This is a genomic window from Arthrobacter sp. TRD_SC_6, from assembly GCF_055361185.1.
In genome coordinates, this window is sequence record NZ_CM143953.1 from 1,965,822 (window position 1) to 1,986,450 (window position 20,629).

At 64.7% G+C, this 20,629-nt stretch carries 16 protein-coding genes; 6 read left to right on the forward strand and 10 right to left on the reverse strand.

The features are described 5' to 3' along the window. A complete protein-coding gene (locus ACWA1U_RS09445; RefSeq protein ID WP_463721949.1) occupies positions 1 to 813 on the reverse strand; it encodes a purine-nucleoside phosphorylase in 813 nt (270 codons plus the stop codon). A gap of 54 nt (positions 814 to 867) precedes the next feature. On the opposite strand from ACWA1U_RS09445, the gene ACWA1U_RS09450 reads away from it, so the two are divergent. Further along, entirely contained in the window at positions 868 to 2,271 is a 1,404-nt protein-coding gene (locus ACWA1U_RS09450; RefSeq protein ID WP_463721950.1) for an NAD(P)H-quinone dehydrogenase, read from the forward strand. 162 nt (positions 2,272 to 2,433) lie between these two features. Beyond that, positions 2,434 to 2,832, forward strand: a complete 399-nt coding sequence (locus ACWA1U_RS09455; protein ID WP_463721951.1) for a nuclear transport factor 2 family protein — start codon at positions 2,434 to 2,436, stop codon at positions 2,830 to 2,832. Here the strand turns inward: ACWA1U_RS09455 and ACWA1U_RS09460 are convergent, their stop codons facing one another. From ACWA1U_RS09460 to ACWA1U_RS09470, 3 genes are read right to left on the reverse strand one after another with little or no spacing between them, the layout of a single operon-like run. Further along, entirely contained in the window at positions 2,833 to 4,389 is a 1,557-nt protein-coding gene (locus ACWA1U_RS09460; protein ID WP_463721952.1) for an FAD-dependent oxidoreductase, read from the reverse strand. Beyond that, positions 4,386 to 6,515 (reverse strand): molybdopterin oxidoreductase family protein, encoded by a 2,130-nt coding sequence (locus ACWA1U_RS09465; RefSeq protein WP_463721953.1) that lies wholly within the window; start codon positions 6,513 to 6,515, stop codon positions 4,386 to 4,388. The genes ACWA1U_RS09460 and ACWA1U_RS09465 overlap by 4 nt, the downstream gene beginning before the upstream one ends. Further along, complete coding sequence (locus tag ACWA1U_RS09470; RefSeq protein WP_463721954.1) at positions 6,516 to 7,901, reverse strand: MFS transporter; 1,386 nt, start codon at positions 7,899 to 7,901, stop codon at positions 6,516 to 6,518. Positions 7,902 to 8,156: 255 nt separating this feature from the next. On the opposite strand from ACWA1U_RS09470, the gene ACWA1U_RS09475 reads away from it, so the two are divergent. Beyond that, a complete protein-coding gene (locus ACWA1U_RS09475; protein ID WP_463721955.1) occupies positions 8,157 to 9,569 on the forward strand; it encodes an MFS transporter in 1,413 nt (470 codons plus the stop codon). 268 nt (positions 9,570 to 9,837) lie between these two features. Then, on the forward strand, positions 9,838 to 10,809 hold the full coding sequence (locus tag ACWA1U_RS09480; RefSeq protein WP_463721956.1) for a squalene cyclase: 972 nt from the start codon (positions 9,838 to 9,840) through the stop codon (positions 10,807 to 10,809). A 37-nt stretch (positions 10,810 to 10,846) separates the two neighbouring features. Here the strand turns inward: ACWA1U_RS09480 and ACWA1U_RS09485 are convergent, their stop codons facing one another. Then, positions 10,847 to 12,646, reverse strand: a complete 1,800-nt coding sequence (locus tag ACWA1U_RS09485; protein ID WP_463721957.1) for an acetyl/propionyl/methylcrotonyl-CoA carboxylase subunit alpha — start codon at positions 12,644 to 12,646, stop codon at positions 10,847 to 10,849. Positions 12,647 to 12,822: 176 nt separating this feature from the next. On the opposite strand from ACWA1U_RS09485, the gene ACWA1U_RS09490 reads away from it, so the two are divergent. Beyond that, a complete protein-coding gene (locus tag ACWA1U_RS09490) occupies positions 12,823 to 13,215 on the forward strand; it encodes a serine/threonine protein phosphatase (RefSeq protein ID WP_463721958.1) in 393 nt (130 codons plus the stop codon). On the opposite strand, the gene ACWA1U_RS09495 is transcribed toward ACWA1U_RS09490, so the two are convergent. From ACWA1U_RS09495 to ACWA1U_RS09505, 3 genes are all read right to left on the reverse strand, one after another. Continuing rightward, complete coding sequence (locus tag ACWA1U_RS09495; protein ID WP_463721959.1) at positions 13,196 to 13,822, reverse strand: Maf family protein; 627 nt, start codon at positions 13,820 to 13,822, stop codon at positions 13,196 to 13,198. The two genes, ACWA1U_RS09490 and ACWA1U_RS09495, sit on opposite strands and share 20 nt — an antisense overlap. A gap of 75 nt (positions 13,823 to 13,897) precedes the next feature. Further along, positions 13,898 to 15,286, reverse strand: coding sequence for a dicarboxylate/amino acid:cation symporter (locus ACWA1U_RS09500; RefSeq protein ID WP_463721960.1), 1,389 nt, complete (start codon positions 15,284 to 15,286; stop codon positions 13,898 to 13,900). 332 nt (positions 15,287 to 15,618) lie between these two features. Then, positions 15,619 to 17,490 (reverse strand): DUF885 domain-containing protein, encoded by a 1,872-nt coding sequence (locus ACWA1U_RS09505; RefSeq protein WP_463721961.1) that lies wholly within the window; start codon positions 17,488 to 17,490, stop codon positions 15,619 to 15,621. On the opposite strand from ACWA1U_RS09505, the gene ACWA1U_RS09510 reads away from it, so the two are divergent. Further along, the gene (locus ACWA1U_RS09510) at positions 17,489 to 18,754 is read left to right on the forward strand and encodes a serpin family protein (RefSeq protein ID WP_463721962.1); all 1,266 of its coding nucleotides are present in this window, start codon (positions 17,489 to 17,491) and stop codon (positions 18,752 to 18,754) included. The genes ACWA1U_RS09505 and ACWA1U_RS09510 overlap by 2 nt on opposite strands. 6 nt (positions 18,755 to 18,760) lie before the next feature. On the opposite strand, the gene ACWA1U_RS09515 is transcribed toward ACWA1U_RS09510, so the two are convergent. Both ACWA1U_RS09515 and ACWA1U_RS09520 read right to left on the reverse strand, forming a co-directional pair. After that, positions 18,761 to 18,991 (reverse strand): acyl-CoA carboxylase subunit epsilon, encoded by a 231-nt coding sequence (locus ACWA1U_RS09515; RefSeq protein WP_463721963.1) that lies wholly within the window; start codon positions 18,989 to 18,991, stop codon positions 18,761 to 18,763. Then, a complete protein-coding gene (locus ACWA1U_RS09520) occupies positions 18,988 to 20,619 on the reverse strand; it encodes an acyl-CoA carboxylase subunit beta (protein ID WP_463721964.1) in 1,632 nt (543 codons plus the stop codon). Before ACWA1U_RS09520 ends, ACWA1U_RS09515 begins: the two co-directional genes overlap by 4 nt. Between the last annotated feature and the right edge of the window lie 10 nt (positions 20,620 to 20,629).

A 20,629-nucleotide genomic window follows, 5' to 3' on the forward strand; every position in this document is an offset into this window, starting at 1 on the left:
TCAGAGCCTGCCGATAATGTCCGCGAGCAGCCGCGAAATTCGAGGCCCGGCGGCCTGCCCGGCCTCGAGCACCTCGCCGTGGCTGAGCGGAATGGGGCTGATGCCAGCCGCGAGGTTCGTCACGAGGGACATGCCGAATACCTCCATGCCTGCGTGCCTTCCCGCAATGGCCTCGAGCGCGGTTGACATGCCAACCAGGTCCGCGCCGATGCGCTTGGCGTACTGGACCTCGGCGGGAGTCTCGTAGTGCGGCCCGGTGAACTGTGCGTACACGCCTTCGTCCAGGGTGGGGTCAACCTCGCGGGCGATGCTGCGGAGGCGGGAGGAGTAGAGGTCGGTGAGGTCCACGAACGTTGCGCCCTCAAGCGGGGAGGCTGCCGTGAGGTTGAGGTGGTCGCTGATCAGTACCGGGGTGCCCGGTGACCAGTTCTCCTTCAGGCCACCACACCCGTTGGTGAGCACCAGGATCTTCGCACCCGCGGCTGCTGCGGTGCGAACGCCGTGAACGACGGCGCGGACGCCCTTGCCCTCGTAGTAGTGCGTGCGTGCGCCAAGGACCAGGGCGCGCTTTCCGGCCGGGGTGAGGATTGAGCGGATGGTGCCCACATGGCCCTCGACGGCGGGGGCCGCGAAGCCTGGAATGTCCGTCGCCTGGAGGGTGTGGGTGGTCTCGCCGATCAACCCGGCCGCTTCGCCCCATCCCGAGCCCAGCACCAGCGCGATGTCGTGCGCAGCGACCGAAGTCTCCTGTGCGATGTAGTCCGCTGCAGTGCGGGCGAGGGCAAACGGGTTCGCCGAGGATTCAACAATCACCGGTCCAACTTACCTCGTTTGAGAGGTGGTGGGGGATAGGACAGAATGGCAGGTGTGACGAGTCAACTGGATTTCAGCGCCCTCCGGATCGCAATTCTCGGAGGAGGCCCGGGCGGCTACGAGTCGGCCATGGTTGCCGCCTCACTTGGAGCCAAGGTCACCATTGTCGAGAGCAATGGCATGGGCGGTTCAGCCGTGCTGACCGACGTCGTCCCCTCGAAAACGCTGATCGCGACCGCCGACACCATGGCGCGGGTTGCCAACGCACACAACCTGGGCGTGAAGTTCGACGATACGACGGCGGCCTACGCGGACCTCGGCCAGGTGAACGAGCGCCTCCTTGACCTTGCGGTGAACCAGTCGAAGGACATCACGGCTGCGCTTGAGCGGGCCGGCGTCAACATTCTGATCGGTACCGGGAAGCTGCTGGATGACCACCGGCTTGAAGTGACATCCGAGTCCGGAAGCACCGTCGTGGAAGCGGACGCGATCCTCATTTCCGTCGGCGCCCATCCACGTGAACTGCCCACGGCAGTGCCCGATGGCGAGCGCATTTTCAACTGGAAGCAGATCTACAACCTCACCGAGGTGCCCGAACACCTGATCGTCATCGGTTCCGGAGTCACCGGGGCTGAGTTCGCCTCCGCCTACCATGGGCTGGGCGGGGAGGTCACACTGATTTCCAGCCGCGACCGCGTGCTTCCCGGCGAGGATGCCGATGCCGCCGAGGTGCTGGAGAACGTCTTCCGCTCACGGGGCATGACTGTGCTTTCGAAGTCCCGCGCCGACGGTGTGGTCCGGACTGAGGACGGCGTCCGCGTTACCCTCTCGGATGGACGTACGGTCGATGGCAGTCACTGCCTCGTTGCCGTGGGCGCCATCCCGAACACCGCCGGGATCGGTCTCGAGGAAGCGGGTGTCGCGCTCACGGAGACGGGCCACATCAAGGTGGACGGCGTTTCCCGCACCACCGCGCCGAACGTGTACGCGGCCGGCGACTGCACCGGTGTCCTCGCGCTCGCGTCCGTGGCCGCAATGCAGGGCCGGATCGCCATGGCACACCTGATGGGAGACAGCGTCACGCCGCTGAAGCTGAAGCAGGTGGCGTCCAACATCTTCACTGCACCGGAAATTGCATCGGTCGGTGTCTCGGAAGCAGACGTCGAATCGGGCCGTTACCAGGGCGACGTCATCAAGCTTTCGCTGAGCACCAATCCGCGGGCCAAGATGATGAACGTCAAGGACGGCTTCGTGAAAATAATTGCGCGCAAGGGGTCCGGCACGGTGATCGGTGGTGTCGTCGTCGCGCCCCGTGCGTCGGAGCTGATCTTCCCGTTGGCGCTCGCGGTGACCAAGAAGCTTCACGTCGACGACGTCGCGAACACGTTCACGGTGTACCCCTCGCTCACCGGGTCCATCTCCGAAGCGGCACGGCGACTGCACATTACGAGTCCCTAACCCGCGTTGACTTCGCAGGACGCGTAGGCCTGGACGAACCTAACTGCCCACCTTCTGCCGCCGTCGTCGTGCACAGAACGCGGGCATATTGGCACGCACCGCTGAGGCGGCGCGGCGGCTCCACATCTGGTAACGGCCGGGTGCCAGGATCATACTGGTCGCATGAGCGATCGCAGCGATTTCCTGGCCTGGGTGGAAACCGAGCTTTTCCAGGCAGAAGTTGCCGTCCACAACGGCGACGCCGTCCCACGAAGGGCGATCTGGTCCCGCAATGAGCCCGTGAGCATCTTGGGCGCGGTGCGCAATGCAATCGGTCAGCAGGAACTGGATGAGCTCTTCAGTGACCTTGCCAGACGATTCTCCGACTGCACCTCGTACCGGTTCGAATTGCTCGCCTGGGACGTTATGGGCGACATCGCCTACACAGCTGGACTGGAGCACACATCGGCGTCGGTCGACGGTGAACCACGCAGCTACGTGCTCCGGGCGACCCAGATCTACCGGCGCGAGGGCGGCCAGTGGAGAGTTGCCCACAGGCACGGTGACGCCGTAAGAGGCTGACTACACCACAGCGTGGTTGAAGTGCTGTTCGATGATCGCCCGGATGTCCGGGTGGCACCCGCCACAGCCCGTGCCGGCGCGGGTGGACGCCGACACTTCAGCCACCGTCGAACAGCCGACGACGGCGGCTTGCTCGATACTGCCCCGGCTCACCCCCGCGCACCGGCAGACGGTAACCGCGGGATCCGACGACGACGGTTCCGCCACCCCCTCTGCGCCGTCCAGGCGCAGCAGGCTCGACCGGTCAGCCGGCAGCACGCCGCCGCCCTCGAACAGGAGCACCAGTTCGGCGCCGGTCCGCGGCATACCCACGCTCACCAGCCCGCGCAGCACCCCGTCTCGGGTGACCATCTTCACGTACCGGCCGGCTTGCGGGTCGGCCCACAGCGACACGCACGTGCCGTCGTCGTGCGCTGCCCACGGGTCGGCGTTCACCTCACCCGCGACCACGGCGTCAAGCCCGCGCGCCTTCAGCATCACGACCGGCGGGAGGTCCGCTTCACAGTACGACGAGTACGACGAGTACGACGAGTACGACGACGACGGCGCGGCGGTCCCGGAGCCCACCGAAAGTTCGGCGGCGAACGAGGATGCGAGCCACTCCGCCTGCTTCCACCCGGGTCCGATCAATCCGCTCGGCCCGGTCGAACCGGAACAGGGTGTGCAGCCGGGATCGGCGCAACGAACCTGCGCGCAGTCGCCGATCGCGAAAATGTACTCATCGTGGTGGACCTGCAGCGTGTGCCCAACGAGGATTCCGGCGTCCACGGGCAGCCCCGCACCTTCGGCAAGCTCGATACTCGGACGGACTCCACAGGACAGCACGAGTTGATCGCCCGGAACGAGCCGCCCGTCGTCGAGCCGGAGCGCCGTGAACCGGCCGTCGTCGTCGTGCTCCAGGCCTACCGCCTTCGCCCCCGAAACCAACCGGACTCCTTGCGCGCGGATCGCGGCGGCGAGCACCTGGCCACCGGCGTCGTCGATGTTCCGGGCCAGCGGGTAGCTCCCGTGATGTACGACGCTCACGCGCGCGCCCTGCTCTGCTGCTGCCAGTGCCGCCTCAAGGCCAAGGATCCCGCCACCCAGGATCACGACGTCCCCGCGCCGCTCCACCACGCTTCGCAGTTCACGGGCGTCTGCGAGGTCGCGCAGGGTGCTCACTCCGGCGGGAAGCGACGGAGCGAGCGGGTCGGGATTGAGGCCTGCGAGGTAGGGGATGACCGGGCGGGCGCCGGTCGCGAGAACCAGGCGGTCGTAAGCGCGGGAGCTGCCATCGGACAAGTGCACCACCCGCCGCGCGCGGTCGATCCGGCGGACGCTCAAGCCCAGCACCAGCTCGGCGCCCAGGGCGGTGAGCCGCTCGGGATCACTGAGCGCAATGACGTCCTCGGGTGTCCGGCCCACCCCGACATCGGCCACCAGCACACGGTTGTACGCGGCGTCGGGCTCGGCTCCGACGACCGTAAGGTGCACGGTTCCAGCGGTGAGCAGTGGCTCGATCTCCTCAGTGAAGCGCGCAGCGACCGGGCCGAAACCCACCACGACGATCCGGCTCATACGGTTACCTCCTCCAACGCCGGCCGGCGCGCCTGCACCAGCACCTGCGTGGTCTTGAACTCGGGCATTCCGGAGACCGGATCGGTCTCGGAGGACGTCAGCACGTTCGCGTTGCCCGCCCCTGGAAAGTGGAAGGGCAGGAACACTGTGTCGGGCCGGATCGACGTCGTCAGCCGGGCACGCGCCGTGACCGTGCCGCGGGCGTTGCTGAGCTCTACGTCGCTTCCGTCTGCGATTCCCAATCCGGCAGCGGTGACCGGGTGCAGTTGGAGTATCTGGCTGTCCGTGGTCGTCATGAGGTCACCGACCCGGCGCGTCTGCGTTCCCGATTGGTAGTGCTCCAGCAGCCGCCCCGTGGTCAGTGTGAGTGTGCCGGATGCAGCTCCGGACGCAGCCGACGACGGCGCTACAGGATGCAGCACAGCCCTCCCATCGGCATGGGCGAAGCGCTCCGTGAAGAGCCTCGGTGTGCCTCCCGCTTCCTCAGCGCCTGCGGGGTACGGCCAGTAGGCTGCCTCCCCGGCGTCGAGCATGGCGTATTGGATACCCGAGTAATCCGCGAGGCCGCCCGCGCTCGCCGCCCGCAGCTCGTTGAAGACGGTTTCCGGATCATCGCTGAACGACGACGGCGCCTCCAGCAGCTCCGCGAGCCTCGCCATGATCCACAGTTCGTTCCGGGCACCCGGCGGCGGGGGAACCGCAGCGCGACGGCGGAGCACCCTGCCTTCGAGGTTCGTCATGGTGCCTTCCTCTTCGGCCCACTGCAGGACCGGCAGCACGAGGTCGGCAACGGCCGCAGTCTCCGAAAGGAAGAAGTCACACACCACGAGGAAATCCAGGCTGCGCAGACCGTCAAGCACGGCCGAGGCATTCGGTGCCGAGACCACCACATTGGCCCCATGCACGAACAGGCACCGCACCCCGCCGGGCTGGCCAAGGGAACCGAGGAGTTCGACGGCGGGAAGCCCCGGCCCTGGAATAGCCTCCTCGGGAACGCCCCACACCTGGGCAACGTGCTGGCGGGCCGCTGGATCCGTAATTTTCCGGTAGCCGGGAAGCTGGTCCGCCTTCTGGCCATGTTCACGGCCGCCCTGACCGTTGCCCTGCCCGGTGAGTGTGCCGTACCCACTGCCAGGGGTCCCGGGGAGGCCGAGCACGAGCGCCAGGTTGATGGCTGCCGTCGCGGTGTCCGTGCCGTTTGCGTGCTGCTCCACGCCGCGGCCGGTGAGGATGTAGGTCCCGCCGGGTTCGGCGAGCCGGTGCGCGGTTTCGCGGATGAGAGCGGCGGGGACGCCAGTGAGCGATTGCACCCGCTCGGGCCACCAGCGGGTCACGCTGCGGACCAGTGCTTCATAGCCGCGAGTCCTGGTTTCCACGTAGTCCCGGTCAACGAGGCCTTCCATGACCACTACGTGCGTGATTCCCAGCAGCAGCGCAAGGTCCGTCTTCGGCGCGGACTGAAGGTGCCGCCCGCCGCCGTCGTTGGTCAACTCCGCAGTCGCAGACCGGCGGGGGTCGACGACGATCAGCCCACCGGCATCGCGCGCGCCCCGCAGGTGCTGGACGAAGGGCGGCATGGTGTCCGCCGTGTTGGAGCCGAGCATGAAAATGGTGCGCGCCGAACCCAGGTCTGCGAGCGGGAAGGGGAGTCCACGGTCCAGGCCAAAGGCACGGTTACTGGCTGCAGCCGCGGATGACATGCAGAAGCGGCCGTTGTAGTCGATGCGTGAGGTGCCGAGTGCGATCCGCGCGAACTTTCCCAGCAGGTAGGCCTTCTCATTGGTCAGCCCGCCGCCGCCGAATACTCCGACTGCGTCTGCGCCGAACTGCGAACGGGTGGTGACTACCTTCTCCTTGATGAGCTCCAGCGCGGTGTCCCAGCTGACCGGGCGGTGGACGCCGTCGGCGCCCTTCAGGAACGGTTCCCGCAGCCGGTCCGGGTGCTTCAGCAACTCAGCGGAGGTCCACCCTTTTCGGCAGAGGCCGCCCTTGTTCGTGGGGAAGTCCCTTCCGCTCACCTCCACTGAGGACGTCTGTGGAGAAACCGTCAGCATCATGGCGCATTGCAGGGCACAGTAGGGGCAGTGTGTAGCAGTCTCGGTGACACCCGGAGTGGAGCCGCACATCTAGACGCGCCCAACCGAAGACTTGCTGCGTCGCAGGTAGAAGAACCAGGTGACCGTGAGCATCAGCGCATAAGCGGCGACGAAGCCGTAGAAGGCGGCGTCGTACGTGCCTGTCGCGCCCTTTGACGCGTTGAGGACCTGGGGGATCACGAACCCGCCGTACGCTCCAATGGCCGAGATCAAGCCGAGGGCCGCAGCTGCCTTCCGCCCGGTGGTCATGGCGCTCACTGACCGCCCGCGGAGGGCGAAGATGATCGGAATCATCCGGTAGGTGCTTCCGTTTCCCGCACCCGCGGCTGCGAAGAGGACCAGGAACAGGCCGAGGAAGAGCCAAAAGTTCGACGCCGGGAGCGTCCACACGACGGCCAGTGCGGCAAGTGCCATGACAGCGAAGGCGCAGACCGTGATGCGTGCGCCGCCCCAGCGGTCGGCGAGGCGTCCGCCGTAGGGGCGGGCGAGCGATCCCACGAGCGGGCCGAGGAAAGCCAGTGACAGCGCGGCTGGACCAAGCGCAAATGTGGAGAACTCAGGGAACGAATCGAGGATGAGTTTCGGGAAGACTCCCGAGAACCCGATGAACGAGCCAAAGGTGCCGATGTACAGGAAGGCCATGATCCACAGGTGTGGCTCGCGGAGGGCGGCGATGGATCCTGCGAAGTCGGACTTTGCGCTCGAAAGGTTGTCCATGTACTTCCAGGCACCGAACGCGGCAAGGAGGATAAACGGAACCCAGATCCAGCCTGCGATTGGCAGGTTCAGGGTTGCGGCGGCACCGGCTGCAACCGCGAGCGGAACAACCAACTGCGCGACGGCGGCACCCAGGTTTCCGCCCGCCGCGTTCAGTCCCAGCGCCCAGCCTTTCTCGCGGGCGGGGTAGAAGAAGGTGATGTTCGCCATCGAACTGGCGAAGTTGCCGCCGCCGAAGCCGGCGAGGGCTGCGATGCCGAGCAGGACGCCGAACGGGGTATCCGGGTTGCTGACGCACACAGCGAGGCCGATGGATGGAATCAATAGTAGGAGGGCCGAGATGATGGTCCAGTTGCGACCGCCGAAGCGCGGCACCATGAACGTGTAGGGGATGCGCAGGGTTGCACCGACGAGGCTGGGCATCGAGATGAGCCAGAATATTTCAGAGGTGGTGAGGTTGAAACCGGCCGCGGGCAGGTAAACCACCACGATCGACCAGAGCTGCCACACCACGAACCCAAGGAACTCGCAGGCGATGGACCACTTCAGGTTGCGGCGGGCGATCGCGCGCCCTATTGATTCCCACTGGCCCTCGTCCTCGGGATTCCAGTTGTCGATCCAGCGGCCTTCTCGGTGAACCAGGCTGGATCCGGTTAAAGCGGCAGGAGCCTCGGAGGGGACTGCGCGGTCAACGCTCATGGCGAACCTTTCGATCAAGTAGCAGTACCGCAACGATAGGAAAGGTGCATTTCAGGGCAGGTGCTGGTTTGTGAACGGGGTGTGACATCCGGCTATCCGTGCACAGGGTCCAAGGTGAGCCACGGTTCCGGTCGGTTCCCGTTGTCCAACATGTGGACGGGTTATCTCACGCCCGAACTCCGGTGGTGAGATGATTCCACACGTAATACCACGGCGACCGCCTGTTCCAGGAACCGTCCAGAGAAAGCAAGAAATATGTCATCCTCTTCATCAAAGGTCGAGTCCAGCGCCGCCAAACCGCTGAACTCCCGCGGCCGCGTCATCTTCGCGAGCCTCATCGGAACCACCATCGAGTTCTACGACTTCTACATCTACGCCACCGCGTCGGTGTTGGTGTTCCCAGCCTTGTTCTTTCCGAACTCCGACCCCGCGACGGCGCTCCTGCAGTCCTTCGCCGTCTTCGGTGTGGCTTTCGTTGCACGCCCACTCGGATCAATTGTCTTCGGCCACTTCGGGGACCGGATCGGGCGAAAAGGTACCCTGGTCGCCTCCCTGCTGACTATGGGCATCGCCACCTTCCTCATTGGAGTGCTACCCACGGCTCTGACACCGGGCTGGACATTCTGGGCGCCGGCCATCCTGGTGCTGCTGCGCTTCTTCCAGGGTCTTGCACTGGGAGGCGAGTGGAGCGGAGCAGCCCTGCTTGCCACAGAGAATGCGCCCAAGAACAAGCGGGCGGTATACGGGACGTTCCCGCAGCTCGGTGCTCCTATCGGCTTCATCATTGCCAACCTGCTGTTTGTGTTTCTCAATGCAGTGCTGCCGGCTGAGGCGTTCCTCGCCTGGGGTTGGCGGGTGCCGTTCATTGCCAGCGCTATCCTCGTGATCGTCGGCCTCTACGTGCGGCTCAAGCTTATTGAAAGCCATTCGTTCCAGCAGGTACTGGACAAGGGAAAGGTCGTCAAGCTTCCGCTGGCAGCCGTCTTCAGTACCCACTGGCGCCCGCTGCTCCTGGGAACGTTCATCATGTTCGCCACCTATGTGCTGTTCTACCTGATGACCTCGTTCACCCTGACCTTCGGCACTACGCCGGCGTCGGTCGAGCAGGCCCGTACTGCAGCCGAAGCGGCGGGGAAGACGTTCGACGCAGATGCTGCGGCAGCGTTTGTCCCTGGCCTTGGAATCAGCAGGGGTGACTTCCTCTGGATGCTCATTATCGGCGTCGTGTTCTTCGGAATTTTCACCCTCGTGTCGGGGCCCCTGGCCGAGAAGTTCGGGCGTCGTCGTATGCTCCTCGCCGTCACGGTGGGAATCGCCATCTTCGGCCTGACCTGGGTGCCGCTGTTCGGTGCCGGGACTGTCGGGGCGATGGCGTTGCTGATCCTCGGCTTCATCCTGATGGGCCTCACGTTCGGACCCATGGCAGCGATCCTGCCCGAGCTGTTCCCCGCCAACGTGAGGTACACCGGATCAGCGGTGGCGTACAACCTGTCGAGCGTTATCGGCGCCGCACCGGCGTCGTTCGTTGCCATTGCGTTGTGGCAGGCAGCTGACGGCAGCACGTTCCTCGTAGGCCTGTACCTGAGCGCCGCGGCCGTCCTCACGTTCATCGCCCTGTGGCTTTCGCGGGAAACCCGGGACCACGACTACGACAACAACATCGGCTAGCCTTTCCGCTGATCTTGTGGGTGCCCGCATCGACCCTCCACTGGTTCAACCGGTTGGAGGGTCGATCCGTGGCACCGATCTTGCTGATTTGCTTCGGGACGGTCCACTGACAGTAGCGAGCACGACGGCGGGCCTGGACTTGGCGCGTGGTCTCGTTTACCTTCACGACCATGGCGTCGTGCACCGCGATATCAAGGCTTCAACGTTCTGACCCGTCCGTCACCTGCATTGACGACTCCTGCACATGCCGCGGAGTAGCCTGTGGACCATGCACACTGATCCTGTACTTCTGGAATGGCTCCTCGATTCAGACCCGGCGTTGCAGTGGCAGGTTCAGCGCGACCTGGCTGACGCCCCGGAGGAGGAGTGGCAGGACACCCGATCGCGGGTGGCCGGGGAAGGTATCGGAGCTCGCCTTCTTTCCCTGCAGGACGAGGATGGCCAGTGGGCTGGCGGGGCGTTCTTCCCGGGCGATTTCGACTTCGATAACCCCACCGCGCACGAGGACGCCGGCCAACCGTGGACGGCCACCACCTGGTCACTGAACAGCCTCCGCGAATGGGGAGTGGACGCCGGCGCGTTGACCGGCACCGCGCAGAAACTGGCGCAGAACAGCCGTTGGGAGTACGACAACCTGCCCTATTGGGGCGGCGAGGTGGACTGCTGCATCAATGCCTTCACGCTGGCCAACGGGGTATGGCTTGGCGCGGACATCACGCAGCTGGCCCGGTGGTTTCCGAAACATCAGCAGGGCGACGGCGGCTGGAACTGCGAGTGGGTCGAAGGATCCAGGCGTTCCTCCTTCATATCAACCCTCAACGTCCTCAAAGGTCTGCTCTACTACGAGGCCATGACCGGTGATATAGACGTTTTCCGTGAAGCCAGACGGAAGGGCGAGGAATACCTGTTGAGGCGGCAGCTGCTCTACAGGCTCTCGACCGGCGAGCGGCTTGCGCCGTGGGCAACCCACTTTGCCTACCCATTCCGTGCCGCCTACAGTGCGCTGAACGCTGCGGACTACTTCCGGGCAGCGGCCCTCCACGACGGCACAACTCCCGACGCCCGGATTGGCGACGCTATCCAGGTGATCCGCCAGGCCCGCAAGCAGGACGGTACCTGGCTTCAGGAACACCGCCATGCTGGCGCAGTATGGTTCGACGTCGATGTACCCGTCGGTGAGCCCTCGAAGTGGCTTACTTTCTACAGCGCCCGGGTGTTGCGGTGGTGGGACGGGGCGTGAGCCCCTGCTCGGTTTGAGCCCTCCGGATGACTGCCAGCTAGTTGATCGCTGCGATGACGGCACCCGCGGACACGGTGTCGCCAGGCGAGGCGGTCAGGCCCGACAGGGTGCCTGACTTGTGGGCCGTCAACGGCTGCTCCATCTTCATGGCCTCAAGCACAACGATCAGATCGCCTTCGGAAACCTCGTCGCCGTCCGAGACCGCCACCTTGACGATGGTTCCCTGCATGGGGGAGGTCAGATCGTTTCCGCTCGCGGCAGCCGCGGCTCCACCGCGCGCACGGGCAGCCTTCTTGGGCTTTCCGGAGGACTTTCCGTTTGCGCTCCCGAGTCCGGCAGGCAGGACGACCTCAAGGCGTTTGCCGCCCACCTCGACGGTTACGCGCTGGCGGTCACCGGCGTCGTCTGTTTGTGCAGCGTCGCCCTCGGGCGTCCACGGCGCAATGGTGTTGTTGAACTCGGTTTCGATCCAGCGTGTGTGGACCGAGAAGCTGCCGGACGCCGGTGCGAACGCTGGATCGCTGACGACGGCGGCATGAAACGGGAGGACCGTCGGCATGCCTTCGACGGACATTTCCTCAAGTGCCCGGCGGGATCGGGCGAGGGCCTGTTCCCGGGTGGCTCCGGTGACGATCAGTTTGGCAAGCATCGAGTCGAAATTGCCGCCGATCACCTCGCCTGCTTCGATTCCGGAGTCGACCCGCACGCCCGGGCCGGTCGGGAGTTTAAGGGTGTGGACAGTGCCGGGGGCGGGCATGAAGTTGCGGCCGGCGTCCTCACCATTGATTCGGAACTCGAAGGAGTGGCCGCGGACTGCGGGGTCGGTGTAGCCCAGCTCCTCTCCGCGGGCGAGGCGGAACTGCTCACGGACAAGGTCGAGGCCTGTGACCTCCTCCGACACAGGGTGTTCCACCTGCAGGCGGGTGTTCACCTCAAGGAAGGAGATGGTGCCGTCCTGGCCAACGAGGAACTCACACGTTCCAGCACCCTGGTAACTGGCCTCCTTGAGGATGGCCTTCGATGCTTCGTACAGGCGGAGGTTCTGGTCATCTGAGAGGAACGGTGCGGGGGCTTCTTCAACGAGCTTCTGGTTGCGGCGTTGGAGTGAGCAGTCGCGGGTGGAGACGACGACGACGTTCCCGTGTGCGTCTGCCAGGCACTGGGTTTCGACGTGGCGGGGTGCGTCGAGGAACCGCTCGACGAAGCATTCCCCACGGCCAAAGGCTGCCGTGGCTTCGCGGACGGCCGATTCATAGGCTTCAGCGATTTCATTGCGGTCGCGGACTACTTTGATCCCGCGCCCGCCGCCGCCGTAAGCCGCCTTGATGGCAAGCGGGAGGCCGTGCTGGTCAGCGAAGTCGAGCACTTCCTGGGCTGACGCGACAGGATCTTTAGTGCCGGGGACGAGAGGGGCTCCGACCTTCTCGGCGATGTGCCGTGCCTGGACTTTGTCTCCCAACTTGGCGATGGACTCCGGTGAGGGCCCGATCCAGGTGAGTCCGGCGTCGATCACCTTTTGTGCGAATTCAGCGTTCTCGGACAGGAAACCGTAGCCGGGGTGGATGGAGTCGGCGCCGCTGCGGACTGCGGCGTCCAACACCCGGTCCATGAGCAGGTAGGACTCCGCTGCCGTGTTGCCGCCCAGCGCGAAAGCTTCGTCAGCAAGCCTCACGTGGAGAGCGTCACGATCCGGGTCTGCGTAAACCGCCACGGAGGCGATCCCTTCGTCCCGGGCTGCCCGGATGACGCGGACTGCGATTTCGCCGCGGTTGGCGATGAGGACTTTGGTGACGCGTGCGGGCGCAGGCGTGCGCGCGCTCGTGGACGACTCGCTCATGGGTTGTAAGGCTCCTTTGGTCTGTTGGGAGCCTAGCGCGGTTTGGTGGTTACTGCCCATAAAGCGTGTCGATTACCCGTGTTGGTCGGCAATTCTTTGTAGGGATGCTACAAGAGCGCTTTGGAGTGCGGCGTCAATCTACGCGCCAGCAGGAATGGTGTAAGTAGAGTGAACGCATGGCCACCCCGTTGCCGACCGAGAATACCTTCGACCACCTACGCCCTTTCGATGGTGAGCACGTCGGGTACATCAACCTGACCGAAGACGGATTGTTTGCGCCATACGACCTTCTTCATCGTCAGCGAGCCGACGCTGGAGAACTGGAGGAAGCGGAAACCCTGTTGGATGAGCTCGGCTTGAGCATGTTCACCGAGGACTGGCTGCTCGATCTAAATGGTGAACACGTCAAAGTGCTTATCAGGGAGATCCGACGCGATTCCATCTCCGTGGCTCGCGCAATCGACGGACCGATCGCAAAATCGGTGGATCTGCTGACAACCATTGAACTCCCACTTCCGACCGACCGGCTGGTACAAGCCGGACTAGGGTTTACGCCCACAACTCCGTAACGCCAACGCCAGCCGCACCCAGCAACTCCCGCAGCGTCGACACACTGACCCCGACGACGGCATGCGGATCGCCGTCGACCTTTCTGATGAACGCGCCCCCACGGCCGTCGATGGTGAAGGATCCGGCGCAGTTCAACGGTTCGCCGGTGGCAATGTACGCCTCTATTTCGGCGTCGGAGAGATCCATGAAGTGGACCTCAGCTGAGGCGACCGCACCGCCCGAGGTGCCCGAACCGCCGTCGTTCGCCTCCCGCGTGTCCACCAGCCAATGTCCCGTGTGAAGCGTCCCGCGCGAGCCGGACATCCGGCGGATCCGCTCGCGTGCGACGTCGGCCACATACGGCTTGCCGTGTGCAACGCCCTCGAACTCAAATACGGAATCGCACCCAAGGACCAGGGCTCCGCGCGCGTCGGGGAGGGCGGCAACGGCTTCAGCCTTGGCGCGGGCGAGCAACTGGGCAGTGTCATACGGCGAAGGCGTCCCGGCCTCCGCCGTGACCCTGTCCTCGTCCACGTCAGAGACACGGACGGTATGCGAAATGCCCGCTTCAGTCAGGAGCTTGGTGCGGGCGGGGGAGGCAGAAGCAAGGATCAACCGGACAGTCATGGCACCACACTATCCAGACAATCAGAACGGGACCCAAGGCGTTGAGCCCTGGGTCCCGTTCGGAGTGTGCTTCGGTTACGCTTTCGCGCCGGCGAGCTGCGGTGCCTCATTCGTGGTGGGGGTGTCATCCGCGAAGGGGTCACCGGTGCGCTCTGCGTTGTAGAGGTCCAGGTCCAGGATCCCCTCGCGCTTGGCGACGAGGGTGGGGATCAGCGCCTGCCCGGCGACATTGACCGCGGTACGGCCCATGTCGAGGATGGGGTCGACGGCGAGCAGCAGCCCGACGCCGGCAAGCGGCAGTCCCAGCGTCGACAGGGTCAGTGTGAGCATGACGACGGCGCCGGTGGTCCCGGCGGTGGCTGCCGAACCGAGGACCGACACAAGCGCGATCAGCAGGTACTGGCCGAAGTCGAGCTGGATACCGAAGAACTGGGCAACGAAGATTGCGGCGATGGCCGGGTAGATCGCAGCGCAGCCGTCCATCTTGGTGGTGGCACCCAGCGGTACCGCGAAGGATGCATAAGCACGTGGAACGCCGAGGTTACGCTCGGTCACCCGCTGCGTGAGGGGGAGCGTGCCTATCGAGGAGCGCGAAACGAACGCCAGCTGAATAGCCGGCCATGCTCCCGAGAAGTACTGTCTGACGGACAGTCCGTTGGCACGGATGAGGATCGGGTAGACCGCGAACAGCACCAGCGCCAGCCCCACGTAAATCGCTAGCGTGAATTTTCCGAGCGAACCGATGGTGTCCCACCCGTAGACAGCAACTGCGTTGCCGATAAGGCCGATGGTACCGATCGGCGCGATGCGGATGATCCACCACAGCACCTTCTGGATGACGGCAAGTGCGGAAGCGTTGAAGTTCAAAAACGGCTCGGCTGGCTTGCCGACCTTGAGCGCTGCGATTCCGATGGCGACGGCGACAACCAGCACCTGCAGCACGTTGAAGCTCAGCCCGGTGGAGATCGCGCCGGATTCATCAACATTCGACGAAGCCTGCAGGCCCAGGAAGTTCGCCGGGATCAGGCCCTGGAGGAACGCCCACCAGTCGCCGGTCCCGCCGGTGTACTCCTCGGGAGCGGTGGCATTGGTGTTGGCCCCGGGCTGGAAGAGAGCGCCAAGCCCCATGCCGATGACGACGGCGATGAGCGCCGTGATCGCGAACCACAACAGAGTCTGTCCAGCCAGACGGGCAGCGTTGTTGACTGCCCGCAGGTTGGCGATCGAGCTGACGACCGCCGTGAAAATCAGGGGTACGACGGCGGCGCGCAGCAGGGCGACGTAGCTTCCACCGATCGTGTCGAGCGTGGCGCCGAGGGCGTTCGGTGTGTCCTCCGTGTGGCCGGTGTACTTGGCGAGGAGGCCAAGGCCGAGGCCAACGAGGAGGGCGGCGATGATTTGGGGTCCGAAGGAGGTCACCCAGCGGGGTAGCCTGCGGGACGCGGGAGCAGAGTCTGATGTCACCTGCGAAACACTAGATCCGACGCGATACCAAAAAAAGGCCGCATTGCGAAATGCTACGCGGCGATTGAAGGGTGGAAGGATTGAAGGCGCCCAGAAACGCCGTACTCCTGCGGAGCTTCGCAGTTATTCCCAGCAGGACCGTGACAAACCTGACAGGGATGGTTGCCCGAGACCATGCAACCATCCCCGGCCCAATGGTTTCTAGCCGACCTGCGTCCGCTTACGCACAACCAGCGGCTGCGCCCAGACCAGCAGCACCGACCGGTGAAGTGGTGGCCTCTTCGGCCCTTCCGGACGTCTAAGCCCACCCACTTCACCGGACCCCCGAGTGACTAGGTGAGCAGCGCCCTCCGGAGGGTATCGAGGCCCACCGAACCGAGGTTGAGCGCCCGGGTGTGGAAATCACGCAGGTTGAAGCTCTCGCCCTCGCGATCCTTCACGCCATCGCGGATCTGCTCCCACAGCCGCTGCCCGATCTTGTAGGAAGGGGCCTGGCCCGGCCAGCCGAGGTACCGGGTGAACTCGAAGTTGAGCTGCCCTTCGCTGATGGCGATGTTCTTCTTCAGGAACTCGTAGCCCGTGTCAGGGGTCCAGGTTCCGCTTCCCCAACGCTCAGGAATGTCGAGTTCAAGGTGCACCCCGATGTCGAAGACCACGCGTGCAGCGCGCATCCGCTGGGCGTCGAGCATGCCGAGCCTGTCCCCTGGATCGCTGAGGTACCCCAGTTCCTCCATCAGCCGTTCCGCGTAAAGCGCCCAACCCTCACCGTGGCCCGATACCCAGATGACGTTGCGCCGCCAGGAGTTGAGCAGTTCACGCTGGTACACGGCGGTGGCGACCTGCAGGTGGTGGCCGGGAACGCCCTCGTGGTAGACGGTAGTGGTTTCCTTCCACGTGGTGAATGAGTCCTCGCCTTCCGGCACTGACCACCACATGCGGCCGGGACGGGAGAAGTCATCGCTTGGCCCCGTGTAGTAGATGCCGCCTTCGTGGGTGGGCGCAATCATGCATTCGAGGCGACGCATGATGTCCGGAACATCGAAATGCACTCCGGCAAGTTCTGCCACAGCCTTGTCCGAGAGTTCCTGCATCCAGGCTTGGAGCGCTTCAGTGCCCTGCAGTTGGCGTTCCGGCGACTCGTCCAGGATGCGGATCGCCTCCTCAATCGAAGCGCCCTCCTTGATCTCGTTAGCCACGGCTTCCTGCTCCGCGATGATCCGGTCGAGTTCCTCAACGCCCCACTGGTAGGTTTCCTCGAGGTCGACGGCGGCACCAAGGAACTGCCGGGACATCAGGGCGTAGCGTTCGCGCCCTACCGCGTCCTTCTCGGGAGCGTCGGGAAGGATTTCCTCCTGCAGGAAGGTGGCCAGCTGACGGTACGCAGTGCGTGCCGCATCGGCACCGGCGGCGAGATTCGCCACGACCGGCTCCGGAAGGCCGCCGTCGTCGTTGGTCTTTGCTCCGGTGACGTACTCGTCGAAATAGCCGCCGTCCGCAGCGTAGGCGGTGGTCTGTTCCATGACGATCTTCACCTGCCGGGCCGCAGCGACGATGCCGCGGTTCTTTCCCTCACGCAGCGAGGTGATGTAGCCGCCGATGGCATCCGGCACGTTGGCAAGGCGGCCCGCGATGTGGCCCCACTGCTCAGCGGTGTCCGTGGGCATCAGGTCGAAGATGGCCCGGATTTCCTGCGCGGGGCAGGCCAGGTTGTTCAGGTCTGCGAGGTTCCACCCGGTCTCGTGGATCTCGAGTTGAAGTCCGAGCCGCTCGCGCATCGCATCGAGGGTGACGGCATCGACGTCGTCAGTGGGTTCGAGGTCATCGAGCCGTCCCAGCGTTTCTCGGGTCGCCTCAGCGAAGGCCTCCAGGCCGGCGGGGGAGTAGTCCCGGTATTCGGTCTCCCGCCCCGGAAGACCGAGGGTAGTGGCGAATCCCGGGTCGAGTTGCAGCAGAATGTCGGTGTAGGCATCGGCGACGGCGTCGGTGGCCGTCTGGGCGCGGGATGGAGCCGTAACGGTCAGGTCTGGTGTTGGAGTCTCGTTGGTCACGCCCACGAGCCTATCGGCACGTTGTTGCTCCGGGCCACAGAGGTTTGCGCCCGCGTACGGGATCGTGACCGGATTGTGCCCGTCCCGTGCTGGTGCATCGAGGAGGCGCAGGCCCACAGTGAAGCAAACACTCGTCTTACTTTGGGGATCAGTCATGGACGGCACGCGGAGGGCAATTGTTGCATCGGTTCTGGTGGCAGGGTTGGTGATGCTGACCGGCTGCGGCGCGGCATCGGTTCCGGAACAGCGCGTTGCCGACGTCCAACGGGAAAGCATTGCGCTGGCTGATCACCCGGAGGCAGTTGCTGCGCTCGAGGAGGCTTCCTACCGGCTGGGCGCCGCGATGCTCGCGACTGATCCTGAAGCCAACCAGGTCACCAGCCCAGTCAGCGCACTTGCAGCGCTCGCCATGCTCAGGGTAGGAGCCCGCACGACGACGGCCGAAGAGATGGACGCGGTACTCGGCTTCCCTGCCGAACATCGCGACGAGGCGATGAACGCGCTGCTCACGGCGTGGGAAGAGCATGACGGCGATCCCGCAACAGTCGACGACGACGAGCCGCCGGCTGATCCCCTACTGCACCTGGCGAACGGGCTCTTCCCGGCGGAAGACCTTCCGCTGGGGGACGGCTTCATGAATCCGCTCGCTGAGCACTACGGCATGGGCGTCTATCCTGTCGATTACTCCGGCGATGGCGCCCTGAACGCGATGAACGCGTGGGTGAACGAGCACACCGGCGGCCGGATCGAGGAGGTGCCAATCGAGCCGACGGCGAATACGAAACTCAACATCATCAACACCGTGTATTTTGCGGCCGCCTGGGCCGAGCCGTTCGATCCGAACTACACCGAACCCGGCACCTTCACCTCCACCACGGGTCCGGTGAAGACAGATTTCATGAACACCGTGCAGCAAGTGCGGTACGCGGAAGGGGAGGGCTGGCAGGGCGTAGACCTGCCCTATAACAACGGGTTCGTGATGCGCCTCATTTTGCCGGAACCCGGCGCGGGTCCAGTCCTTGAGGAAACCATTCTGGCAGAGGCCAATGCTGCCCTGGGTACCGCCCCCGAAGCACTGGTCAACGTCACGTTGCCGAAGTGGGACCACACGTTCGACATTGACCTCAAGGACATGCTGACGTCGATGGGGCTGGTGGAGGCGATGGGGATGGCGCCCGACTACAGCGGCATCAGCGAAGTTGAGTTGTTCGTCGAAGGGGCCGCGCAGTCCGCGAACATCACGGTTGCGGAGAAGGGAACCATCGCAGCGGCCGTCACGCAGATCAGCATGGCGGAGTCGGGCTTCTCGGAACCCGACCTCGAGATCACCTTCGACCGGCCGTTCCTCTACCAGATCCTGCATGAAGAGACCGGGATGCCCATGTTCCTCGGCACCGTAGTCGATCCCAGCGCCAAATAGCGCGGATCAACGCAGCGCGCTCCGCCGCCATGAACCCGGCCCAGGACGCGGGCCGAGCCGCAACCGCTCCCGCCTGACCCAGGTGCGGTGACCGGCGGGATGGCGCGCGTCGTCGTCGTCGTTGGCTTGCAGTCCCAGCACGACGACGGCGAGGGCCGCGAGTTCCTCGGGCGTCGGGTTCCCGGCGACCACCTGGAACAGCGGCTCGTCCTCTTGAGCTGGAGCGGGCACACTCATAGCGGGATGTTCCCGTGCTTCTTGGCGGGCAGCGAGGCACGCTTGTCCCGGAGCGCGCGCAGGCCACGGACAATCTGGACGCGCGTGTCGGAGGGCGCAATCACCGCGTCGACATAGCCCAACTGGGCTGCCTGGTACGGGTTGAGGAGTTCTTCCTCGTACTGGGTGATCACTTCGCTGCGGGCGGCCTCAACGTCCCCTCCGGCGTCGGCTACTGCCTTCAACTGGCCACGGTAGAGGATGTTCACCGCGCCCTGGGCGCCCATCACGCCGATCTGCGCCGTGGGCCACGCGAGGTTGATGTCAGCACCGAGCTTCTTGGAGCCCATCACGATGTACGCGCCGCCGTATGCCTTGCGGGTGATCACGGTCAGCTTGGGCACAGTGGCTTCAGCGTAGGCATAGAGCAGTTTGGCGCCGCGGCGGATGATGCCGTTGAACTCCTGGTCCTTGCCCGGGAGGAAGCCGGGGACATCCACGAGGGTGAGGATGGGGATGTTGAAGGCGTCGCAGTGGCGGACAAACCGCGCGGCTTTCTCGGAGGCAGCGATGTCCAGCGTGCCCGCGAACTGCATCGGCTGGTTCGCGACGATTCCAACGGTGTGGCCTTCAACCCGCGCATACCCGATGATGACGTTCGGGGCGTAGAGAGACTGCATCTCGAGGAAATGGCCGTCGTCCACCACGGCGGAGATGACGGCGTGCATGTCATAGGGCTGATTCGCGGAGTCGGGGATCAGCAGATCCAGCGCAGCGTCAGCGTCGTTGTTCTCGAGTTCCTCGGTAAACCCGGTCAGTGGAGCTTCCGCAAGGTTGTTGGACGGCAGGAAGTCCAGCAACTCGCGGACGAAATCGATGGCGTCCTGTTCGTCTGTGGCGAGGTAGGTGGAAGTGCCGGTGTTCGCGTTGTGCTGCCTTGCGCCGCCCAGGGTTTCCATGTCGACGTCTTCGCCGGTGACGGTCTTGATGACATCAGGGCCGGTGATGAACATGTGCGAACTCTTGTCCACCATGACCACATAGTCAGTGAGTGCGGGGGAGTACGCTGCACCGCCTGCGCACGGCCCCATGATGAGCGAAATCTGCGGGACCACGCCCGAGGCATGCACGTTGTTCCGGAAAATGTCCGCGAACATCGCCAGCGAGGCGACGCCCTCCTGGATGCGTGCGCCGCCGCCGTCGTTGATCCCCACCAGCGGGCAACCGTTGCGGAGGGCGAACTCTTGGACCTTGACAATCTTCTCGCCGTTCACCTGGCTGAGCGAACCGCCGTACACCGTGAAGTCCTGGCTGTAAATGGCGATCTGCCGGCCGTCAACGGTTGCGTAACCGGACACGACGCCGTCGCCCAGCGGCTTCTTCTTCTCCATCCCGAAGGCGCTGGAACGGTGGACGGCGAGGGCATCGAACTCCACGAATGAACCGGGGTCCACCAGCATGTCGATGCGCTCGCGGGCCGTGCCCTTTCCGCGGGCGTGCTGCTTCTCGATGGCCTCGGGTCCGGAAGGTGCCAGCGAGCGTTCCTGCCGGAGCCGGAAATCGGCCAGCTTCCCTGCGGTTGTGTGGAGGTCAGGAGAGGCATTCAGTGTGCTCGCGTCCTGATCGAGGGGAAGCGTTTCGGGTTGCATCGAGTCTCTT

What these genes read in the sequence shown, in the direction of transcription:
- ACWA1U_RS09505 (WP_463721961.1), bottom strand. Translation starts at nt 17,490, where the DNA reads ATGACTGATCCCCAAAGTAAGACGAGTGTTTGCTTCACTGTGGGCCTG.
- ACWA1U_RS09470 (WP_463721954.1), bottom strand. Translation starts at nt 7,901, where the DNA reads ATGAGCGTTGACCGCGCAGTCCCCTCCGAGGCTCCTGCCGCTTTAACC.
- ACWA1U_RS09465 (WP_463721953.1), bottom strand. Translation starts at nt 6,515, where the DNA reads ATGTGCGGCTCCACTCCGGGTGTCACCGAGACTGCTACACACTGCCCC.
- ACWA1U_RS09510 (WP_463721962.1), top strand. Translation starts at nt 17,489, where the DNA reads ATGGACGGCACGCGGAGGGCAATTGTTGCATCGGTTCTGGTGGCAGGG.
- ACWA1U_RS09520 (WP_463721964.1), bottom strand. Translation starts at nt 20,619, where the DNA reads ATGCAACCCGAAACGCTTCCCCTCGATCAGGACGCGAGCACACTGAAT.
- ACWA1U_RS09460 (WP_463721952.1), bottom strand. Translation starts at nt 4,389, where the DNA reads ATGAGCCGGATCGTCGTGGTGGGTTTCGGCCCGGTCGCTGCGCGCTTC.
- ACWA1U_RS09475 (WP_463721955.1), top strand. Translation starts at nt 8,157, where the DNA reads ATGTCATCCTCTTCATCAAAGGTCGAGTCCAGCGCCGCCAAACCGCTG.
- ACWA1U_RS09480 (WP_463721956.1), top strand. Translation starts at nt 9,838, where the DNA reads ATGCACACTGATCCTGTACTTCTGGAATGGCTCCTCGATTCAGACCCG.
- ACWA1U_RS09515 (WP_463721963.1), bottom strand. Translation starts at nt 18,991, where the DNA reads ATGAGTGTGCCCGCTCCAGCTCAAGAGGACGAGCCGCTGTTCCAGGTG.
- ACWA1U_RS09455 (WP_463721951.1), top strand. Translation starts at nt 2,434, where the DNA reads ATGAGCGATCGCAGCGATTTCCTGGCCTGGGTGGAAACCGAGCTTTTC.
- ACWA1U_RS09485 (WP_463721957.1), bottom strand. Translation starts at nt 12,646, where the DNA reads ATGAGCGAGTCGTCCACGAGCGCGCGCACGCCTGCGCCCGCACGCGTC.
- ACWA1U_RS09495 (WP_463721959.1), bottom strand. Translation starts at nt 13,822, where the DNA reads ATGACTGTCCGGTTGATCCTTGCTTCTGCCTCCCCCGCCCGCACCAAG.
- ACWA1U_RS09490 (WP_463721958.1), top strand. Translation starts at nt 12,823, where the DNA reads ATGGCCACCCCGTTGCCGACCGAGAATACCTTCGACCACCTACGCCCT.